Source organism: Sulfitobacter sp. DSM 110093 (genome assembly GCF_022788715.1).
Classification (GTDB): Bacteria; Pseudomonadota; Alphaproteobacteria; order Rhodobacterales; family Rhodobacteraceae; genus Sulfitobacter.
The window spans coordinates 153,869-175,431 of sequence record NZ_CP085169.1 but is presented as its reverse complement, the minus strand read 5'-3'; the positions used below and the strand labels follow the sequence as shown (position 1 = coordinate 175,431).

Here is a 21,563-nt window from a genome sequence, read left to right as displayed (position 1 = left end):
AAGGGTTCCGTGGTGAACAAAATCGATACTATCGTACAAATCCTTACCGATCGCATCGCTAATGACGATCTAAAGGCAGGAGAGCGTCTCCCTTCTATCCGAGCGGCAGCGCAGGATCACTCCGTGTCCAAGAACACTATAGTCGAGGCGTATGATAGGCTGGTCGCGCGCGGGCTTATCGCAGCTCGACAAGGGGCTGGCTTTACCGTGGCAAGCCAACATCAAACCTTGCGAGAAGACGAGGCGCCGCGTCATCTGATCGAAGCGGTAGACAGTATCTCGCTGCTGCGCGCGCAGCTTGACCAGAACTACGCAGTTCGGGTCGGTGATGGTCGCCCACCCGCCTCGTGGATGGCTGGCATTCCCATGCGCCAATTGCCGGATCAGGATAGCGACACGTCGGGATACGGTTCCCACATGGGGTATCAGCCGCTACGTTCCTTAATTGCAGCGCATCACTACGCCGATGGTATTGCGCTTGATGCGAACCAGATTGTCACGACATTTGGCGCAAACCACGGCCTGGACCTGATTGTGCGACGCTATCTAAAGGCAGGCGACACAGTCTTGGTTGATGACCCCGGGTACTACCCTTTATTTGCGAAATTACGGCTCGCTCAAGTGAGCTATATCGGGGTGCCGCGCGGTGCTGACGGACCGGACCTGGAGCAATTGCGTAATTTGGCTGCCCAGCATCGGCCCAAACTTTTTTTCACGCAGTCCCTTGCTCAGAACCCGACGGGCACTTCAATGAGCCTAATGACAGCTCATGGAGTTTTGAAGCTGGCTGAATCATCGGGGTTCATGGTCGTAGATGACGACCCCTTCATCGATCTGCCAGACCCGAAAGGGGTAAGGCTTGCGGCGCTTGATGGCTTTGACCGGGTGATCTTCGTCGGCACATTTTCTAAGACACTCTCTGCTTCATTCCGAACCGGCTATATCGCGGCCCCGCGTGGCATTGCCGAAGAACTTGCTGAACTGAAGATGATCACAACCGTCAACTCATCACGCATGTCAGAAATGATTATTGCTGAGGCGATCCGAAGCCGCCGCTATGCCCGTCATCTCAACAGACTGGCAGGAAGATTGCAGGACGCGTCGGAGAAGTTAAAAAATGATTTGGCCGATCTGAATTTGCGGTGCAAGTTTGACCCAGGACAGGGCTATTACGCTTGGCTGGAATTGCCCGAGGGGGTGAGCGATACTGAACTCGCCCGCAAGGCCGCAACAGAGGATATTTTCCTAGCCCCCTCTACTTTCTTCTCAGCGCAGGAAAACAGTGGGAATGCCGGCATTAGGCTCAACATCACTCGCACTAGCGATCCTCGGTTTTTGCGCTTCTTAGCAAAGCAGATTGGTCAGTAGCCCTCAAAGTGCTCGAGGTAATACCCCAATGCCCTTCTTCTCTTCGCTGAAACGGCTTTTCTTCATGTCCTAAGACACTACCAACCCACCTCAGACTATAGGTTTCCTGCTCATCCACCAAGAACGCGCTATCAAGTATATAGTGTGACGCAAACGACGACTGCGGCGATCAGGCTGTATCCAATCATATGGAAAAGATCGGTTTTTGAGTGATGTGTCATTTTTTGCTCCAATCCTGCTCTATGCTCGTGATTGTTGACCAGCAATGGGGCAATAAGGGGCCGCCTATAAGGCTTAAGTGTGGGCCCGGTCGATTTTTTGTACCTCATTGAGCCGGCAACTGAAGTCTGTGTTATCCTCGCAGCGGACGCAGCAGGGCTGAACTCTTTAGAATTATGTTCAAGAGAAGCCCAATGCTGACGCCAAGCCCTATCCCTGCCAAGTCTGCGAAGAAATCTGTGAGTTCGCCGGATCGTCCGATATAGGGTTGGATTACCTCAATCAGAGCACCGTAGGTGACAGCCGCAACCATCACTTGGAAGAGAGCCTTTGGATAGAAGGCAGCGCAAGGCAACGTTAGCGCCATGAATGCGATAATGTGATGGATTTTGTCGGTGCCCGGGATGGCTTGAGGTGTGTTTAAGGGCATCAACGTCAACGCCGCGATGCCAGCGGCCAGACCGGCAGTTAACCAAATTGCAATCAATCGGCGCTGCTTAACGCTCAGCGGCGTTGATTGAGGTTTGGGTCTGTCTCTCATCTTGGTGTTTTCAGCTCAAAATTTTGGAAAGCAAGGCGCATAGATACCCCACTGGCCTAAAGGCGACCGACATGGTGAATGTGCGCTGCGGGCGTGCCTACCATAGCTCAATAACACGAACGATCCCCGATCATTTGAGACGGCATAATACCGCAGGGTACCCGTTCTGCGCATTCTGCCCCTCCGAACAACAGCCTTGCCTCAGGCCTCGCTTACATGAGGGTGGATTTAATCAATAATAAAATAACAATGATATTATATAGTTGCGAGCTTCAGTTGAAGCAGATTGAGAGGTGCCCTCCCCCAAGTTTGACGCGCCATCTGAACGTTGAGGACCCGTTATCGCTTAGATGGGACGGCTGCAGAAAATCTTCCGCCCACTCCTTAAGCGGCCCTTGCAGTCCCCTCGAGATCTGTTTTGGGCCACTCAATAAGTTCAGGATCTAAACGAGCTGGAATCTAACAGTACGATTGCTCATTTGAGCGGATATGGTGTCAAAGGATGGCTTTGCTCCAAGGGCACCCAGCTTGACGCTGGCGCTCTTGCGCAGGTATCTAGCCTTTGCGTCTTTACGCATGGCCAAGCGGTACTTATAGGTAAGACTTACCCACTTAAAGCTCGAGGTCTGCCATGATCCGCACCGTTCTCATCAGCAAGTATATTCACATCCAAGGCCAATTTGTCCGGGCTTTGTCCTGCGGAAACATTGTGGTTTCCGTCGGAAATAAAGAGTTTGAAGGACGCCCCCTTTCGGCGCTGCCTAAGTCGTCCTCACATGAAATGCTTGCAGTCTCCTAACATGCCAATGTGAGCACAGGGCCGCATCTCACCAGTGGTGCGGTCATAGTGCATTGGTGGTTCTTTGCCGGGCGTTGAGCCGCAAGCAGAGAGAAGCAGGAAAGGTATCAAGATAAGTCGTTTCATGGGGGCAATCTCAGATTGATTGTGCGGCCATACAGCCGTCACTTAAGTTTATGGATCTAGCCCTTAGCGCCTTGGCCGCGGGCGTAAACGTCTTCGTAGCGGATGATATCGTCTTCACCCACATAACTTCCTGTCTGCACTTCAATGAGTACCATGGGAATCTTTCCGGGGTTTTCCATACGGTGGACCGTGCCGAGGGGAATGTAGACTGACTGGTTTTCGCTTACGAGCTGCACATCCTCTCCGATCGTAACTTTTGCGGTACCTTCGACAACGATCCAATGCTCAGAGCGATGATGATGGCTTTGCAGTGAGAGCGCCGCGCCTGGGTGCACTACAATACGTTTGACTTGAAAGCGCGATCCCGAGACCAAGCTTTCGAACCACCCCCATGGCCGATAGTCGCGAGGCAGAGTTTCGGCTTGTGCGGCGCCTTTCTTCTTGAGAGCCGCCACGGCCTCTTTAACATCCTGCGCACGATCTTTGTGGGCGACCAGCACTGCATCAGGCATGGCAACTGCGATGATATCTTGCAAGCCAATGCCGACAAGGTGCTGGCGTGGGTCTTCTGCACGCAGCAGTGTATCATGACAATCGATGGCCGTCGCAGAGTTGGAAGTTACCACTCCGGCTTCATCTGGCCCGGATTCGCGCCAGACAGCATCCCAGCCTCCTAAATCTGACCACGCCCCCGAGTAGGGCATAACACTGAGGTTATCTGCTTTTTCCATCACGGCATAATCGATGGAAATGTTGTCAACTTGGGCCCAGGCATCTGGCGCCAGCCGCGTAAAGCCTAGATCTTTCTCCGCCTCTTCCAGGGCGGTACGCACTTGCATCAACATCTCGGGCGCATGGGTTTCGAAAGCCGCAATGATCGCCTTTACGGAAAAGAGGAAGATACCCGCATTCCACAAATGCTGACCATCGGCGAGCATAGCCTCTGCAGTAGGTTTGTCTGGCTTTTCGACGAAGCGCTTTAATGGCTGAGGTGTAGCATCCAGCTCTTCTGCCAATGCGCCGTTGATCTCCAGCCAGCCATAGCCAGTCTCTGCGCGGTCAGGGTGTATACCGAAGGTGACCAGCTGGCCTGCTTGTGCCGCAGGTGTAGCGGCTTGCACCGCGCTGCGGAATGCCTCCGCATCTGGGATAACATGGTCTGAGGGAGCGACAAGCATCAGTGCTTCTGGAGCGCGCTCTGCCAGACTCAAAGCTGCGGCCAGAATTGCCGGCGCAGTATTTTTGCCTTCTGGCTCGATTAAAATCTCCGCGGGGGAAATCTCTACTGCCGCAAGCTGCTCAGTTACCACAAAGCGGAAGTCTGATCCCGTTAATAGTACTGGCGGGGCAAAGCCCTGCCCTATCATGCGTTCTGCCGAGCTTTGAAATAAGCTGTATGCCCCCATCAGCTTCGCAAACTGTTTTGGATAGCTTTTGCGGGACAGCGGCCAAAGCCGGGTGCCAGAACCGCCGCACAGCAAAATAGGGTGCACGATGTGTGTCATCTATCGTTCCTCGGTAAATACTATCTGTAACAATAGCACCCTGCCCTTCTAGAAGCCACAAGCCAAGCTCAGCTTTGGCTTGGAATTTTGGTTGGAGACGGGGTTAGGCGGCTTCCACGCGCAGCGAGCGTGGTGACTGGGTCTAATGATTTTATTGTATAAATTCAATCTCAACTGCTTTGGCGTGCGCTTATAATGTCATGGATTGGTATCAAGCAGAACCTGCGCAGCTGGTCTCATTGACGGGGCATATTATCAAGCGCTACACATTTGTTCTGACGGACAATACAGCCACATTTTTAGAAAAACCCATATGTTAAATAGGATATCCAATATATTGGCGCGATCAAAGCGGCGCCGTCGAACCGCTATGGTTATCTCTATATTTTTATGGACGATAGCGCTTAGTACAATTTTAGTTGATTGTTTTGTTGGATAGGAAAATCGGCGGTTCTCGCCAAACTCAAGAAGGCTATGTCGCGGACCGTATTTTGGCTTCGATCAATCTGATCCAAATAGATCGCGGGTAAAAATTTAATCCATGACGTCTTCAAGATCGCGCGTTCGGCGGTTTGCGAGTATGATGTCGCAGTCTTTTTTAGATTTAGAAAGATCACGCTCCACCTGTGATCCGACAAAATCCTCATCCTGCATTTCAGGCTCATAGACGATTACCTCAATGCTCTTGGCTTTGATCCGCTTCATCACGCCTTGGATTGAACTTTGCCGAAAATTGCCTGAGCCGGACTTCATGACCAAACGGCAAACGCCAACACGGCGTGGTTTTTGAGCGAGTATCTGTTCGGCAATAAAATCCTTGCGCGTGCGGTTAGCGTCAACGATGGTGCGGAGCTATTTTGCGGTACCTCAGAGCAGTTCGCCAAGAGTTGTTTGCTGTCTTTAGGCAAGCAATAGCCACCATAACCAAAGGAAGGGTTGTGATGCGTGGGGCGGGCAGATTTTTCAGTCCTCAACGATGAGAGTGGGATACTAAGGAATTAAACGCGAGACAATCATCGCTGCAGCTTCTTCCGCGGTGATTTCTGTCGTGTCGATGCGAAGCTCCGGGGCTTCTGGATGCTCATAAGGTGAGTCGATGCCTGTGAAGTTCTTCAATTCTCCCGCCCGCGCCTTGGCATAAAGCCCTTTGACATCACGTTGCTCGGCCACTTCAAGTGGTGTGTCGACGAAAACTTCAATGAACTCACCGGGTTGCATAATGCTGCGCACCATGTCGCGTTCCGACCGGAACGGTGAGATGAACGCCGTGATCACAATCAGTCCGGCATCGGTCATCAGTTTCGCAACTTCGCCAATACGGCGGATGTTCTCAACGCGGTCGGCTTCGGTAAAGCCAAGGTCCTTATTCAAGCCATGACGCACATTGTCGCCGTCCAGCAAGAAGGTGTGGCGGTTCATGCGCGCCAACTGCTTTTCAACCATATTGGCAATTGTGGACTTTCCCGAACCAGAAAGCCCTGTCAGCCAAAGCACGGCAGGTTTTTGGTGCTTCATTGAAGCATGGTGTTCACGCCCGATGTCGGTCGCCTGCCAGTGGATATTCTGGGCGCGACGCAGGGCAAAGTGGATCATACCAGCCGCAACCGTCTGGTGGGTGATCTTGTCGATCAAGATAAAGCCACCCAGATCGCGGTTTTCGGCATAGCTGGAAAATGGAATTTCACGGTCGGTTGTGATGTTGGTCACACCAATTGCGTTCAGGTCCAACGACTTGGCCGCAAGGTGTTCTTGGGTGTTGACGTTGATCTCGTATTTCGGGGCCTGCGCTGTGGCCGATACGGTTTGGGTTCCTATCTTCAACCAATAGGCGCGTCCGGCGACCAGTTCGGCCTCGTCCATCCATACCAGTTTGGCTTCGAACTGGTCAGCCACCTCAAGTGGCGACTGTGCGGCGACAATGACCTGACCGCGAGAACAATCGATCTCATCGGCCAGGGTCAGCGTAACGGATTCGCCCGCGACAGCCTCTTCGCGATCGCCTTCCAGACTGACGATGCGCGCGATGGTCGATGTCTTGCCCGACGGCAACACGCGCACTGGATCGCCCGGTTTCACGGTGCCGCCTGCAATCAAACCGGCAAAGCCGCGGAAATCCAGATTGGGCCGGTTGACCCATTGAACGGGCATACGGAACGGCCCGTGCTGGTCGCGGTCGTCCTTGACCTCGACCGTTTCAAGATAGGGCAGTAGGGGGCTGCCAGTAAACCAGCCAGTATTTTCGCTTTGGCTGGTGATGTTGTCGCCCTTGAACCCGGAGATAGGTATTGCGGTGAAGGCCTCAATTCCGATGCTGTCAGCGAAGGCGCGGTATTCGGAAACGATGCGGTTAAAGGTGGCCTCGTCGTAATCCACGAGGTCCATTTTGTTGACGGCCAGCACGATATTGCGGATGCCCAGCAGGTGTACCAGGTGGCTATGTCGGCGGGTCTGGGTCAGGATACCCTTGCGCGCGTCGATTAGGATAACCGCCAGGTCGGCGGTCGAGGCACCGGTGACCATGTTGCGGGTATACTGCTCGTGGCCGGGGGTGTCGGCGACGATGAACTTGCGCTTTTCGGTTGCGAAAAAGCGATAGGCGACGTCGATGGTGATGCCTTGCTCGCGTTCGGCAGCGAGGCCGTCGACCAGCAGCGCAAAGTCGATATCTTGCCCTTGGGTGCCAACACGTTCGCTGTCGGCCTTAAGCGCTGCAAGCTGATCTTCGAAGATCATTTTGCTATCATACAGCAGCCGCCCGATCAGCGTGGATTTGCCATCGTCAACAGAGCCGCAGGTGATAAAGCGCAGCATCGTCTTGTGTTGGTGCATCTGCAGATAGGCATCAATGTTCTCGGAAACGAGGGAGTCTGGTTTATAAAAGGTGTCTGTGGTGGTCATTGGATGGATACCTGAATGCTTGAACTGGGTTGGGGAATGCGAAGCGGTTAGAAGTAGCCTTCCTGCTTCTTCTTCTCCATCGAAGCGGTCTGGTCGTGGTCGATGGCGCGCCCCTGACGTTCCGAGGTGGTGGTCAGTAGCATTTCTTGGATAACTTCAGGCAAGGTTGTCGCGGTGCTTTCGATCGCACCCGTCAGTGGATAGCAGCCCAAGGTGCGGAACCGGATTGATCGCATCTGCGGTGTTTCGCCATCCCTGAGTGGGAAGCGGTCGTCATCCACCATCAGGATCATTCCATCACGCTCTACAGTTGGGCGGGAGGCTGACATATACAGCGGAACAATTTCGATATTTTCAAGGTGGATATACTGCCAAATGTCCAATTCCGTCCAATTCGAGATTGGGAAGACACGCACACTTTCGCCCTTAGCCTTCTGAGCGTTGTATAAGCGCCAAAGCTCTGGGCGCTGATTTTTCGGGTCCCAGCGGTGGTTGGCCGAGCGGAAAGAGAATACTCGCTCCTTGGCGCGTGATTTTTCCTCGTCGCGACGGGCCCCGCCAAAGGCTACGTCAAAGCCGTGCTTGTCGAGCGCCTGTTTCAGACCTTCGGTCTTCCACATATCTGTATGTAGGGAGCCATGATCAAACGGGTTAATGCACTTTTCCAGTGCTTCGGGGTTCTGATGGACCAGCAGTTTCATGCCCGCATCTTGCGCCGCCTTGTTGCGCAACGCGTACATATCGCGGAACTTCCACGTTGTGTCGACGTGCAGCAACGGAAACGGAGGGGATGCCGGATAGAATGCTTTTTTGGCCAGATGCAGCATGACGGCGCTGTCCTTGCCGACGCTGTACAGCATGACGGGGTTTTCTGACTCGGCGGCAACCTCGCGCAGGATGTGAATGCTTTCCGCCTCTAGGCGCTGCAAATGGGTCAATGTCTTGGTCGTCATAAGCGCCTCTTTCAGAACTTCGTTGCCAGTGACCTAGTCTTGCTTCCCACTCAAAACCTCCCCCATATGGGGGGCAAAGTGACAAGGTGAGGCCCCATGCCCAGCGAATCCGAGATTTTGACAGCGCTTTTCGCGGCTGCCATGGGTGACAGCGAAGGTAATTCGTCGACATTCTGGCTGGATTTCCTTGATCTGTTGGCACAGAGCAGCCACGCCGAGAGCGCGATGCTGCAAATCCAATGGCGGAGTGGGTCGCCTGTGCTCTGGCAGGTGGGTGCCAACTGGAGTGCGCCGGACCTAGCAACGATAGTGCGTATGCGGGCCGGACGGGTTTATTCCACGACCGATCTGCCTGCTGCAGCGATATCCGGTTCTGATGCGCCCGGCCGCGCCGTGCGGGCGCTGAAGGTGATAATCGGGCAGGAGGGAGTGGCACTGTTAATGCTGCAACGCGAGGGGGCGGATTTTCGAGCGACGGACGCGTCGCGATTATCTTCTTTGGTTCCTTACATTGGCCCCGCCCTGAAAGGGTGGAAGGAACTTGAGCAAAGCCGCAGCATCGCAGCGTTGGACCGTCATATATGTCGCGCTCTAGGCGCGGGTTGGATCATTTTCTCGCAATCTGGAAAGGTGCAGCAGATGGCTCCTGGGATGGCCGATCGGCTAGCGACGGCGGCAGGTGTGTACTTGCGCGCTGACAGAAGGTTGTTCGCACCCGATGACAACGCTGCAGAAGCGCTGCGTCGGGGCATAGCGGCAGCCACACTGCACGAAGGAGAGGCGCAATTCGTCGAACTGTCACGCAGACCTGTGGTGCAAATGGTCATCCGTGCAGAATCTTTGGCAGGTGAGCCGGTGCTTGTGGGACGCCTGCGCCAAAGTTTAGCCACGCGCGACATTCCTGAGGCCCAACTTGCCAGTCGCTTTGGCCTCAGCCGCAGTGAGGCGCGTTTGGCGGCCCATCTTTGTGACGGGTTCAGCTTGCGTGACGCCGGGCAAGCTCTTGGCTGGACGCTAGAGACGACCCGGAGCTGCTCCAAGCAGATCTATGCCAAAACTGGAGCCAACGGACAAACGGCCGTTTTGCGTCGGATACTTCTTGATATCGTTTGGGTTGCCCAAATGGATTGATCTCGGCATGCTCGGCTTTCAATGCTGGCGTGACCGAGCAGCAACTGAGCCGCGTGAAGATTGCTGGTCTGCAGGTAGATGGCTTGGTGCAACCTCAGCAAATGTCACGCTGTCGCCTCGCATTCACTTGTTGTTGGGTGCGGTCACACAAGTCGGATTTTTTTGTTCTCAGCCTTTCGCACTCGGCCCGCGGATATGAACATTCTCTACCGAATGATGTCACCTTCCCAAAGATATTTAGCTGTCTACGTCGAACAGAGAGGACGGAGGGGTGTTGTGCAATGCAGTTAACATTCCTGAAAGACGTGCCCCGGTGCGAGTGTAGGACCGCGCTGCACACCATTCGGCGCCCCGTTTTTGCACATCTTCAATAGCACTGTTCGGAATGCCGTTAGGCCCTGAACGCAAGCCCTTTAACCAGCTTTCGATTCCCATTGCCATATCGGTAACTGAACGGCCCGGCAGGGTCAGAGTGATGTCTGCAACGTCGGAAAAAATCTCCAAGGGCGTAACCGCCACCGGACGCCCGCTTGCCAGTCCGTAGCGCACAGCGCCTGAGGCCGACTCCGCGCTGGATTGATAGGGAAATACGATGAGATCACAATCTTGAAGGGCTGCCATAGCCACTGCGTCGCTCGTAAACTCAGTATTGATTTGAACCGCGTCTTCTATCTGGTGATAGGCTACACGGTCCTGTGCGAGATCAATTTCGGCCCGTGAAACGGGTTGGGGGTATTCGGCATTGATCATACGTAGTGCTACATTATGGCCCCGCCTGCGCAATACGGCAATGGTATCAATGAGATCAACCAAGCCTTTCCCTGGGAGGAAGAAGCCATAGGTGCCCAGTACAATCGGTCCTTTACGCGCAGGCAAAGCTGCTGCTTTCGCGGGTACCAAAATGCCATGAGGCACCAAGGTCACATTTTCTGCAACACCCATCTCTCGCAGTCGGGACATATCCGCCGATGTATGTACTAACAGGCGGTCGCACCCCCGAAGCGCTGAAGTGATTTGCCGCAATTGGCGATCTGCAGGCGCGCGCGCATCATTGCTGCCATGAAGCATGACCACCACTCGGCGGCCCGCGGCGCGCTGTGCATCCAAAAAGGCGCCCAGCTGAGACATGTCGAAAAACGCGTAGTTGAACTGCACCACGAGAACATCAAGGTTCGCCGCATTGATCTGAGCTGTAAGACGGTCGAGACCACCTTGCCCTTCACTCCAGCATCGGACCACTGGGTGCGGCAGGCTCTCATCAGGCTGGGCAGTGTTGTCACTATCAGAAGCCAAGACAAGAATATCATCATTAGGCATGTGATCGAGCAGGTGCTCTGAATATGTCGCAATCCCGCAGCGGGTGTTGAATGTACTGATCCAACCAATGCGGGGCGGCGTTATTGGTTTAGCGGCAGCATGTTTGACAGCCGCAATACTGCGTTGTGCAACAGCATCCCAAGTAAACCGTCCAAGCAACCAGTCGCGCGCCTCTTGCTGCTGCGCAGAGGTGGGTAAATCGGCGTCCGCAGCTTCGTTTAGCGCGTTGATTAAATCCGGCAGTTTTGGCTCTGCCCAAAGACTGTCGCCGGCTCCCAGATGACTATCTGCTTGCACCAAATCATAGTCGATGAAGCGGAGGAGCGGGCAGCCCTCAAAGACTGTCTGGCCACTCCACCCGGTGGTGATTACCCTGCACCCTGCCATCAAGCCCTCTGCGACAGGAAGGCCAAAGCCCTCTGCACGGCTCGGCAATACGGCGACATGAGCGGCGGTCATAAGAGCAGACATCTCTATGGCAGACATATCCTCTGAGATCAGATGGACCTGTGATAACCCCGGTTTGGAGGCAATCTGTGCCGCAATGTCGTTGTGTGGATTATCAAAGGTTTTAATGATCAGAGCTACATCTTCGCGATCTCCAAAGGCCTGTGACCAAGCTTTGAGCAGAACATCAGCACCTTTGCGTGGAAAGCAAGAAGAGACATGGATGAACACCCGTTTGGCGTTCTTAATCCGAGGCGGCAAAATGGGAGCCCGCTCAGGAGCTACATTGAGCGGCAAGTGGTCTACGCCATTTCCGACCACATAAGCTGGCACACGCACACCGTTATCGATCATTACCCTTTGCACATGCGCAGAGGTTACAGTCATGAGCCGTAAGTGTGCGTTAAAGTGATCAACGTAATCTACGGGAAGTCCAGTTTCTTCCCATGCGTAGCAATGAAGTCCGCCGACAATCGGTTTTTTACTCGAGCCTTTAGGCAAGTCCTCGACACGAGGAGGGTACATATTGCGGGTGATGACGGTTGCACCATCGCTGGAGCGTCTAAACATAGCGGCAAGATCGGGCTCAGCTTTGAGAAACTCTACACTCGGATCAAAGGCCCCCGGTCCTTCAGCCGAGATTAAGGACACGTCTTGTCCGGCCCGATCTAATGCGCGGGCCAACTCTCGATTAACCAAAGCCAAAGAATAAGAGCTGTCAAAAGGCCCTTCCAACTGCCAACTGAGGGGGCCTTGAGGAAGGGTCATGGAAGACATCAATGGCGCGGAGGTCGGGCGGCGGCTCTTCAGTCGCGCCGGGCGCAGCCTTTTGGGTCCCTTTAGCCAAGCGGCAAAATTGCGCAACTTACGCGATCTTTGCATAAACTTGGTTTTTTTGAGACGGTGCAGAAGGACTATATCTGCTTGCATCGCGCTTGTCTGATTGCGCAGCTGGTGCAACTGATCATCCAATATTCTGATCTGTTCGGCCTGCTGTTTCTGTCTGTCATCATACGTTTGGGCAAGGTCTTCACTCGAGGCACCAATGTTCAAGGAGAGCGGCTGAGCGAGGGCTTGTGTTGCCGCCTCGTTCCCCGGCTTTTGACCTATAACAGCGTAATCGGGAGCGGCCCCATAGAGCACGTCTTTCAAACCTGGGGGCTCAGCCCCCTGTGGCCCATTCAGTCTGAAGCGACTTACCGGTGCAAGCCCATGGTACCCAAAGAGGAATTTTAACACTTCCGGCGGGATTGGGCTTTGATGTGTCGCATCATTGTGGAACGTTAGAGTCGCCACGCCAATCGCTTCTGGATTGGGGGTTTCAATGATCAAAATGCCGCCGGGTGCAAGTGCCCGAACCGACCCTTCCAAAAGAGTAAGCAACATATCCTGAGGGATATGCTCGGCAAGATGGAACGCCGAGATGACGGCTTGGCTATTGTCGGGTAATGTGGACAATGTCTCGAGCGCGTCGGCGCAGATTACTTCTAGACCGAGATCGCGGGCCTCCAGCAACATCCCTTGGTCCAGATCAACACCGCATGCGTCAAACCCCCAGCTTCCTAAAGCTTCCAGCCACTCGCCCCGCCCGCAGCCCATATCAAAGGCCGCTTGCGGCATCTCTGAGAGTTCCCGTAACGGCTGCACAAAGGGCGCATAAAAGCCTAAGCGGGCGATAATTTCTTCACGTGGTCCTCGGAAGGCCGCTTCAAAATCACGATAGAAAAGGTCCCGGTCCATATTTGCCCTCAACTCTGGCTTTATTTTACCCTATCCAGCCGCAGGAGGGCCTTAGGCACTGCTTGCTAAGAGGCAGGCAGTCTGCCAATAGAGCCACCATTCTATCCTAGCCATGGCATTTGCACATATGACAAAAATAGTTGTCGATGTAACTGAGCTGCGTAACTATATTTCTAAACACGCGCAACTGAGCGGCATCCAGCGGGTTATGGTAATGCTGATTGAAGCGTTGGCAGCTCATTACCCTCCCGATGACCTCTGGCTTGGATATTGCGGGAATGATGCGAGCGACTACCGCGTTCTACCTTATCGCGTGTTGGCTCCAGAGGGAGCCGCCGATCTGCAAAAGCTCGCCCATGTGCTTGACGTTGCCCCGACAAATACGCAACGCCCTTCGCTTGAAGGCTACGCGCAAAAACCTGCTAAACGCCTTATCCATACGCTCTTGCGCGACCTTAATGCCAAAGCAGGAAATGCAGATCATTTCCGCAAACGGAACCTGACGATAGAAGAATGGCAAGCGTCAAGCCCGCGGCGGGCCTCCCACACGCCAGCCTTCGAAACCCAAGCTGCTTCAAAGGTATGCGCTCCGGGTGACTGGGTGATCCTCTTGGATGCCGGCTGGCTTGATCCAAGCTGGAATGTTGCGGAAAATTGGCGCGACGACTTGCGTGAAAAAGGCGTTAAAATCGCCTTAATGGTGCACGACCTGATCCAGATGCAGAACCCCGAGTACATCTCGGGGACGGACCCGATGCGGTTTTATAAATGGCTCCTGAGCACCTTGAAGAACACCGATCTATATCTGGCCAACTCTCAGGCGACCGCAAAAGATTTTCGCGCATTTCTAACAAGCCACGAAGCAGAGCGGGAAGTTGCTGTTCTGCCGTTGGCACAAGAGGCCCTGCCCCGGCCGTCCACTTCTGCGGCAGGGACCGACACGCTTATACCCGCCCCCTATGATGTCTTGGCGACCAGCTGGAATCTGGATGAAAACATTCGCGCCTTGCTTAAATGGCCGTTTGTTCTTTGCGTTGGTACAATGGAAGCACGCAAAAACCTTTGGGCCTTAGCGCAGGTCTGGGATCAGTTGCGCGATGATCCAGGTGTCCGCCTGCCTAAGTTGGTGTTCGCAGGCCGCAGGGGGTGGCTAAACGCTGATTTCGATGCGCTGATGCAAGCCACCGGGCGTTTGGGGGGCTGGGTAGAGATCTGCGAGAGTCCCACAGATCTGGAACTGGATTTCCTCTATCGCCACTGCTTGTTCACTGCCACACCCAGTTTCTACGAGGGCTGGGGTTTGCCGATCGGTGAAGGGCTCAGCTACGGCAAAACCGGGGTCGTCTCCCAAACATCATCAATGCCAGAGGTTGGTGGCGACATGGTGGAATATTGCGATCCACATGATCTCTTTTCCATCAAAACGGCCTGCCTCAGACTTATTGCCGATCCGGATCACCGCGCCTCTTTGGAGGCCAAAATTGCTAAGGCATCCATGCGGAGCTGGGATGATGTGGGGCGCGATCTTCTAAAGCTGATTGCTTAACGCAACGATGGCCTCAGTCGAGAGGCCTAGGCGCTTTGCTTCATTGCAAGCGATCTCTAGGAGAAGCCCCGCCCCTGCGGCGGTCAGCGGTCTGGCGGGCAGTTGAGGGATACACTTTATCCTCACTCTCTTATAGAGAGCCCGTACTTGTCAGAAAACGCAACTTTCATGCCCATGATCAGGTTATCCAAAATGTTCCGGAAGAATGGCCGACGCCCCTTATTTACCGATCAGGATAAGAAGAATATTTCGTGGTTCTGGCATGGCTACTTCAAGCAGAAGACGCCCTGGCTTGGCCTCGTAATGGGGATGATCCTGATACAAGGGGTGGCCTATCAGCAATTCATTCGACTGACCGAGGATGGCTTGCGCGTTATCTTTGACAATGGCTCGATTGGAGGCTTGGTCGGTGTCTGCGCCATGGTTATGGGTATCTTTTCGGTAAGAGCGCTGATGTCATACACCGTGCCCCGCTTATCGACTTGGTTGGCAAGTGATGCGGTCTACAAAGTGCGCCGTGATCTAATTGACCACATGATGACCCTCGATTTGGCATATTTTGAGCGCACTAAATCCGGTGAGATCATCTTGCGCTTGGTCAATCAGGCCCAGGACCTTAGTGGCTTTATCGGACAAACCACAGTCAATGCAGCGCGCGATGCCGTCACGGTGGTTATTGTCTCGGGTTATCTGACTTGGAAAAACCCTCTGCTGTTTCTCCTAGTCATCCTTGTCATGCCCACAGTGACCATTCTTGTGCGCCACATTTCACACGGCGTCAAAGAAGTGCAGGCAAGCGCTGAGAATGCCATGGGCGACTACATGTCTGGCATTGAAGAGATGAGCAATGGCATGCGCACGGTTAAGATTTCCAACCAAGAGCCCGTGGAACGGATGCGCCTTAACAAGGCCACGACGGAAATCCGACGCCTAACAATTCGCCTGCAGGCAGTACAAGCTCTGATGAGCCCCTCGGTCGATATTCTAGCGGCCATCATTTACGTTTTGATCATTGGTGTGGGTGGCTACATGGCGCTCAACCCTGGCTTTGATATGGATGGTGCATCCATTATCGCCTTCATGGTCGGCATGGCGCTGATATTCGATCCCGCGCGCCGCATGACCAGTTTCTTTGTGAGCCTGCAGGCAAGCTTGATCATCTTGGACAGCCTGCAAGCGCTTTATCGCGAGCGGCCAACGATCACCAATGCGCCTGATGCGAAAGAAACCTTCGATCCCCGTGCCGACATCGTTTTGGAAGATGTCTCTTTCTCTTACAAAGAAGACCAACCTCTCTTCGAAGGGGTGAACATGACCTTTGAAGGTGGCAAGATCACTGCAATCGTTGGGGCCACAGGATCGGGGAAAACGACTGTACTGAGCCTGATTGCACGTCTTTATGACGTCAGCAAAGGTGCGGTTAAGATCGGAGAGGATTGCGTCGATCAACTGCGCATTGATAAGCTGCGGCAGTCGTTCTCTGTGGTGGCTCAAGACATCGTTATTTTCAACAACTCGATCTACGAAAATATTCGCTATGTGCGACCAGAAGCAACCGAAGAAGAGATTTGGCGCGCCGCTGAACTGGTGGGTATCGACACATTGATGCGAAGCCGAGGGGATGCCCCCTTGGGGCCGAAAGGCTCACAGCTATCAGGGGGGCAAAAACAACGTATTGCTCTCGCGCGCGCCTTCCTGCGCTCCGCGCCCATTTTGCTGCTCGATGAAGCCACCTCGGCCCTTGATCAGCGCACAGAAGAAAAAGTCCGCGGCGCTATCGATACATTGGCAGTGGATAAGACCACCATCATCGTCGCGCATAGGCTGTCCACCGTTACTCATGCCGATGTGATCTATGTGCTGGATGAAGGGACCGTCGTAGAAAAGGGCTCTCATAGCGAACTGATGGCGCTTGATGGGCTCTACGCCGCTATGTTTACCGCTCAGCGCAATAGCTATGGTTGACGTCGTTTTCTTGGGTAAAGGCATTTAGCTATAGCGCGCAAAACCCTCCAGAAGCTCCGAGCCCGAAAACCATATGCGAGAGTTAGCAGCTAAATCACAAAGGCGAACAACGGTGGCCCCGACTTACTTCTTCGACGTATCTGACATCCTAAGTTATGTACGCACGGAATCTTCAATTTCGGGGATCCAACGGGTGTCCCTCGCTTTGATTAAGCGCATCGCGGAGCAAGCTGGCCCCGAGAACATCATGATCTCATTTTGGACGCCTGATAACCATTACATCGCACTGCCAGCTTCCCACCTTACAGATATGCCCGATTTTGATACTGATCGGCTTAGTCATATGTTCTTTGGGTCTAAAGCGCGCCTTATGGAGCAAACAGCCCCGACGCTTGGGCGGTATCGCTTGAGACCATTAAAGTACTGGGTTTACTCACTTGTTCGACATTTCAAAGCCGCGATTGGCGACGAAGCACATTTCTCTAAAAAGGGAAGCTCCATTGCGGAATGGAAGAGCTATCATGCAGGCAGACGCAATCATACGGTAACTCCGCTCCCACCACAGCCGAAGGGGCAACTGGTGGACGATTTGGCACGGCCTGGCGACCAAGTTGTTGTCTTGGGTGCTGTGTTCGGCTTAAGCAAGCTGGCAAAAGAGCTAGAGCGCCTGAAGAATGATAAGCAGGTTGATGTCACCATCTTTGTACACGATCTCATCCCTATTCTCGCTCAGGAATACATGCATGGGGGCTTCTCCCACAAATTTGACAGCTGGCTGAAAAGTTCCACCAATTATTGCACAAACTACGTGGCCAACTCTTGCCATACCCGCGGCGACCTCCAAAGTTATCTCGAAGAGCAAGGCACACCGAAGCCGGTGAAAGTGGTGCCGTTGGCTCAGCAGTTCCATCGACCCGAGAAGGCCGAAGGAGGTGCCCTCAGCGATCAGGCCCGCCAAATACTCGATCACCCATTTGTATTGGTTGTTGGCACCTTAGAGGACCGTAAAAACCTACTGCGGCTGGCCATAGCTTGGCAACATCTGTGCGCAGATGAAACCATCACCACACCAAGGCTGATCTTTGCAGGAAAACAGAACTGGCAGAGCCCAGACTTCACCGACTTCATAAGGCGAACGAAAAGCCTTGATGGCATGATCGAGATTGTTAACCGGCCATCTGATATAGAACTCGCAGCCCTTTATAATGGCTGCCTTTTCACCGCTATGGTCAGCCTCTATGAGGGGTGGGGACTCCCTATCGGGGAGAGCCTCTCTATGGGAAAAACTGCGGTCGTGGCAAAGTCTACCTCGATGCCAGAAGTGGGCGGAGACCTGGTAGAGTATTGCGACCCTCTGAATGTGGAGAGCATTGCGACAGCCTGTAAGGCACTGATTGTCGATGCGACACGTCGCAAAGCTCTCGAGCAGCATATCGCGCGGGCAAAGCTTCGGACATGGGATGATGTCGCTGAAGAATTCATGCAGGCACTCCGGTGACCTAACCTCGAAAGGATATGCCATGCCTTCAGCTGAACGAATGACCATCACGCTGCCATCCGACATGGCCGAGACGCTGCGCCAAACCGTGGCCGGTGGCGAGTATGCTTCAACCAGTGAGATTGTCCGTGAGGCGCTACGCGACTGGACCCGCAGCCGTGATGCCGAGCTGCGCGATCTTGAGGCTCTGCGGAGTGCCATCAAGGCCGGGCTGGACAGCGGGCTAGGTATTCCAGCCGGTCAGGTATTTGCCGAGCTGCGCGCGCGTTACACCGACAAGTCCTGATCGTGGCAAAGCTAGTTGTCTTGCCCGCCGCGCAGACAGGCCGCATCGACATTGGAACCTCTCACGCGCGCCGTAAAATCGCCCAAAACTGTGGTAAGTTTTCCTGAGTAAAAGCACAGAAAGAGGTTGGCAATGCGAATGCAGAAAATATCGGGATCAGCCTTTGCGGCATTTTTGCTTACTCTGCCGAGCTTTGGTTTCGCGCAGGCCATTTTGACGATCACAACTCCAGAGCAATCAGCATCCTTCACCTTGGAAGAGCTGCTAGAGATGCCTCAGACGACCGTGGTCACAAAAAACGACTACGTCGATCACCCCGCAGCGTTTCAAGGGCCGCTTCTCCGCGCCATTTTGGAAACCTTTGAAATCGACCGCCATGCTGATCTGAACATGATCGCACTTAACGATTTCAACTCGACTGTGCCAGCTGCAGATGCCTTTGACTACGATGTCATACTGGCGGTGCTACGCGATGGCGAAGGTATGACGGTGCGCAACAAGGGACCAATTTGGGTCATTTACCCAATGGACGAACACCCTGAACTTCGGGACGATGCTTACAATAATCGGTTAGTTTGGCAGCTTAAAGAAATCTCTGTCGAGTGAAGAAAAAAAACAGAATCATCCGAACGGCACTCCTCGTATTGTTCGTAGGGGCCGTATTCTTCGGGATAGGCGTGATCTTTAAGCTTAGCGAGCGGGTCGAGAATATCCAAACAGCAGAACAAAGCGATCCTCTATGGATCGGTTCGCAATTGCAGTTTGAGATGCTTCGGCTTGAGAAGGAACTCAGCGAAGTGGCGCTCGGTTCCAAACCTGCGGCCGACATCGCGTTGCGCTTTGACATCGCTTGGAGCCGGATCACCATCCTTCAAGAGGGCAAGCTGGCAGAGCTTATTACAGCCTTCAACATCGACCAAAGTGTCCTTTCCGCCCTGCAAGACAGATTTGAAGTTCTGGAGCCTCAGATCACAGAGTTTGCCACTCAAGATATGAGTGAGGTGAAGCGCAGACAAATGGTGGAGGACATTTTGAACGCACTCGATGGCTTCGACAGCTCCCTCAGGGATTTTCTGCTTTCGCTCGCACAGGCAAAAACCAGTTCACTAACAGAATTCAGAACGGGTCTGCTTTCCCTGTCGCAGGCCATTGCGTATCTTGGCGCAACGATCCTAGTGCTCTTCTTCATTTTCATAATGTTGCTTCTGATTGACCTCCGACTCGCCGGGAAAAGGGAAAGAGAGATGCGCGCTCTCGCGGAAGAAGCAACTTCCGCGTCGCGCCTAAAAATGAACTTCATGAGCGTTGTTAGCCATGAGCTACGCACCCCGCTTACGTCGCTGCTTGGTGGGCTGGCGCTATTGAAAGCCAAGGTTGGCGCCACACTGGAAGACAAAACCGCTCTTAAACTTTTAGATGTTGCCAGTCGCAATGGAGACCGACTTCTCACCCTTGTTAATGACATTTTAGATGCCCAAGCTCTGAGCGAAGGGAAAGTCTCAGTCAAACAAGAGCCCACCGACCTTACTGAAGTGGTCGAGGCTGCCGCGGAAAGTTGCCGAACCTATGCCGAGACCCTCGGGGTCAGCTACGAAGTGTCTACGGCACCAGGAAAAACCTTGGCTCTTACCGACAGTGCGCGTGTCTCTCAGGTCTTGAGCAACTTCCTCTCCAATGCCGCAAAATTTACATCTTCAGGGGATGTGGTCACCGTCCGCCTGCAGCGGATTGGGCACAAAGCCCGGATTGAAGTGGCTGACCATGGGATTGGCATACCTATAGAGAGACAGAATGATATCTTCAGCGCCTTCCACCAGATCAATCCCGGTACAACGGGCGCAAACAAGAGCAGTGGTCTTGGATTGAACATCACAAAGCAACTAATGGACCTGCTTGGTGGAAATGTCGGCTTCAGCTCTGTGGAGGGAGAGGGGTCAGTGTTTTGGATGGAGCTTGAGCTCTTATCCGAACCATGAAGTGGGTTTAATGGCTCGGCCAGTCTCGGCGCGATAGTATGGCGATCTCATCTCAGAAATCCACCTGCCCCGCTCTCCATCGTTTCGCCTTAGCCTTAGTCGATAGGATTGTTAGAAAAGCTCTATCTCTCGTGCGATAAGTGCCGCCTGCGTGCGGTTCGCAGCCCCAATTTTGCGATAGAGCGTCTTCATGTGCAGCTTAACCGTCGGCTCGGTAATATGAAGGTCTCGCCCGATTTCTTTATTAGTCTTACCTTCAGTCAGGCCTTTCAGCATCTGCAGTTCACGGGGCGAGAGTTTTTCGATCAACGGGTGAACGGGGGTATCTTCTAATGCGTTTATGAAGTCGAACGGGGCATATTGTTCGCCCATCGCCATGAACTTGACAGCATTAATCATGGATTTTGCAGGCAAGGTTTTGGGGATGTACCCTGCGGCCCCAGCTTCCAAAGCTTCTTCCACGATTTCTCGGGTCGCTTCACCAGAAAGCAGGGCTACTCGTTGCCCTCCCTCAAGCGATAGTGCATGCTTTAAGCCTTCCAAACCGTTCATGCCCGGCATATTCAAATCCAGCAAAATCAAATCATAGGGCAAGTCATTTACAATCATTTTGCAGGCGGATGGCAGGTCTGAGGCGACGGTTACCTCAATATCGCTCTGCGTTTGGAAGAACATTATAAGTGTGTCCATCAGCAAGTTGTGGTCATCCGCAATTAAAATACGCATTTGGCTCTCCTATGCTCAATCTCTAAACTGGTATTGCAGGGCATGCACGGTGAAATTCGGCTTTTGTTGTGCGTAGAAGGGGTCGGCAGGGCTGCCCCACTCGGATAGAAATCGGTACTATCGGTGCGCCCGAAATTCTCAGCCATGTTTGTCTTTGCGACTTGGCGCCCCAACGCACCGCGATTGAATTGAAGGGAGCGCATTTTCCTATAAACCGTTAAATTACATTACATTATAACGCAAAGTTAAAGTGGCTTTGAGCGCAAAGAGACTGAGTGCCTAGGATAAAATACACCTGGCGCGCTTAAGTAGCTTACCAAAGGCGGCCCGCAACTGTTAGGGATATATGGACTACTGGAAACCAGAGAGTTACGAATTATGAGTGAAGAGGAACGGATAGAGCTCTTGGAAAAAGCGCTGATAAAATACGTCGAGTTATACGGCCTTATCGACGAGGCACGCGAGTATTATATAAAAAATTGGGAGGCCAAAGCCGCGCCGCCTGAGCGAAAACACTAAGCA

General features: G+C 53.5%; 14 protein-coding genes and 1 pseudogene. 8 read left to right on the top strand and 7 right to left on the bottom strand.

Annotated features, from left to right (window positions below):
• Positions 1-12: 12 nt before the first annotated feature.
• A complete protein-coding gene (locus tag DSM110093_RS18965; protein ID WP_243267777.1) occupies positions 13-1,368 on the top strand; it encodes a PLP-dependent aminotransferase family protein in 1,356 nt (451 codons plus the stop codon).
• Positions 1,369-1,720: 352 nt separating this feature from the next.
• Here the strand turns inward: DSM110093_RS18965 and DSM110093_RS18960 are convergent, their stop codons facing one another.
• From DSM110093_RS18960 to cysD, 5 genes and pseudogenes are all read right to left on the bottom strand, one after another.
• Positions 1,721-2,128: a VanZ family protein gene (locus tag DSM110093_RS18960; protein WP_243267776.1), complete on the bottom strand. Its 408-nt coding sequence runs from the start codon at positions 2,126-2,128 to the stop codon at positions 1,721-1,723.
• 981 nt (positions 2,129-3,109) lie between these two features.
• A complete protein-coding gene (locus DSM110093_RS18955; RefSeq protein WP_243267775.1) occupies positions 3,110-4,558 on the bottom strand; it encodes a mannose-1-phosphate guanylyltransferase/mannose-6-phosphate isomerase in 1,449 nt (482 codons plus the stop codon).
• A gap of 534 nt (positions 4,559-5,092) precedes the next feature.
• A pseudogene (locus DSM110093_RS18950) lies at positions 5,093-5,502 on the bottom strand (UDP-glucose 6-dehydrogenase); the annotation flags it as partial.
• Between the two features lie 46 nt (positions 5,503-5,548).
• Positions 5,549-7,456, bottom strand: coding sequence for a sulfate adenylyltransferase subunit CysN (gene cysN, locus DSM110093_RS18945; protein ID WP_243267774.1), 1,908 nt, complete (start codon positions 7,454-7,456; stop codon positions 5,549-5,551).
• Between the two features lie 47 nt (positions 7,457-7,503).
• A complete protein-coding gene (cysD, locus tag DSM110093_RS18940; protein ID WP_243263493.1) occupies positions 7,504-8,409 on the bottom strand; it encodes a sulfate adenylyltransferase subunit CysD in 906 nt (301 codons plus the stop codon).
• A gap of 96 nt (positions 8,410-8,505) precedes the next feature.
• On the opposite strand from cysD, the gene DSM110093_RS18935 reads away from it, so the two are divergent.
• A complete protein-coding gene (locus tag DSM110093_RS18935) occupies positions 8,506-9,540 on the top strand; it encodes a hypothetical protein (protein WP_243267773.1) in 1,035 nt (344 codons plus the stop codon).
• Positions 9,541-9,777: 237 nt separating this feature from the next.
• Here the strand turns inward: DSM110093_RS18935 and DSM110093_RS18930 are convergent, their stop codons facing one another.
• Entirely contained in the window at positions 9,778-13,056 is a 3,279-nt protein-coding gene (locus DSM110093_RS18930) for a glycosyltransferase (RefSeq protein ID WP_243267772.1), read from the bottom strand.
• Between the two features lie 100 nt (positions 13,057-13,156).
• Here DSM110093_RS18930 and DSM110093_RS18925 point away from each other — a divergent pair, with 100 nt between their 5' ends.
• The 6 genes from DSM110093_RS18925 (at position 13,157) to DSM110093_RS18900 (ending at position 20,315) form a co-directional block, all read left to right on the top strand.
• Complete coding sequence (locus tag DSM110093_RS18925; RefSeq protein ID WP_243267771.1) at positions 13,157-14,590, top strand: glycosyltransferase family 1 protein; 1,434 nt, start codon at positions 13,157-13,159, stop codon at positions 14,588-14,590.
• A gap of 147 nt (positions 14,591-14,737) precedes the next feature.
• The gene (locus DSM110093_RS18920) at positions 14,738-16,555 is read left to right on the top strand and encodes an ABC transporter ATP-binding protein (protein WP_243267770.1); all 1,818 of its coding nucleotides are present in this window, start codon (positions 14,738-14,740) and stop codon (positions 16,553-16,555) included.
• A 112-nt stretch (positions 16,556-16,667) separates the two neighbouring features.
• A complete protein-coding gene (locus DSM110093_RS18915; protein ID WP_243267769.1) occupies positions 16,668-18,053 on the top strand; it encodes a glycosyltransferase family 1 protein in 1,386 nt (461 codons plus the stop codon).
• Between the two features lie 22 nt (positions 18,054-18,075).
• Positions 18,076-18,339, top strand: coding sequence for a type II toxin-antitoxin system ParD family antitoxin (locus DSM110093_RS18910; RefSeq protein WP_243267768.1), 264 nt, complete (start codon positions 18,076-18,078; stop codon positions 18,337-18,339).
• 132 nt (positions 18,340-18,471) lie between these two features.
• On the top strand, positions 18,472-18,945 hold the full coding sequence (locus DSM110093_RS18905) for a hypothetical protein (protein WP_243267767.1): 474 nt from the start codon (positions 18,472-18,474) through the stop codon (positions 18,943-18,945).
• Complete coding sequence (locus DSM110093_RS18900) at positions 18,942-20,315, top strand: HAMP domain-containing sensor histidine kinase (protein ID WP_243267766.1); 1,374 nt, start codon at positions 18,942-18,944, stop codon at positions 20,313-20,315. Before DSM110093_RS18905 ends, DSM110093_RS18900 begins: the two co-directional genes overlap by 4 nt.
• A gap of 111 nt (positions 20,316-20,426) precedes the next feature.
• On the opposite strand, the gene DSM110093_RS18895 is transcribed toward DSM110093_RS18900, so the two are convergent.
• Positions 20,427-21,041 (bottom strand): response regulator transcription factor, encoded by a 615-nt coding sequence (locus DSM110093_RS18895; protein WP_243267765.1) that lies wholly within the window; start codon positions 21,039-21,041, stop codon positions 20,427-20,429.
• Positions 21,042-21,563 lie beyond the last annotated feature (522 nt).

What these genes read in the sequence shown, in the direction of transcription:
- DSM110093_RS18910 (WP_243267768.1), top strand. Translation starts at nt 18,076, where the DNA reads ATGCCTTCAGCTGAACGAATGACCATCACGCTGCCATCCGACATGGCC.
- cysN (WP_243267774.1), bottom strand. Translation starts at nt 7,456, where the DNA reads ATGACCACCACAGACACCTTTTATAAACCAGACTCCCTCGTTTCCGAG.
- DSM110093_RS18905 (WP_243267767.1), top strand. Translation starts at nt 18,472, where the DNA reads ATGCGAATGCAGAAAATATCGGGATCAGCCTTTGCGGCATTTTTGCTT.
- cysD (WP_243263493.1), bottom strand. Translation starts at nt 8,409, where the DNA reads ATGACGACCAAGACATTGACCCATTTGCAGCGCCTAGAGGCGGAAAGC.
- DSM110093_RS18960 (WP_243267776.1), bottom strand. Translation starts at nt 2,128, where the DNA reads ATGAGAGACAGACCCAAACCTCAATCAACGCCGCTGAGCGTTAAGCAG.
- DSM110093_RS18935 (WP_243267773.1), top strand. Translation starts at nt 8,506, where the DNA reads ATGCCCAGCGAATCCGAGATTTTGACAGCGCTTTTCGCGGCTGCCATG.
- DSM110093_RS18895 (WP_243267765.1), bottom strand. Translation starts at nt 21,041, where the DNA reads ATGCGTATTTTAATTGCGGATGACCACAACTTGCTGATGGACACACTT.
- DSM110093_RS18925 (WP_243267771.1), top strand. Translation starts at nt 13,157, where the DNA reads ATGGCATTTGCACATATGACAAAAATAGTTGTCGATGTAACTGAGCTG.
- DSM110093_RS18955 (WP_243267775.1), bottom strand. Translation starts at nt 4,558, where the DNA reads ATGACACACATCGTGCACCCTATTTTGCTGTGCGGCGGTTCTGGCACC.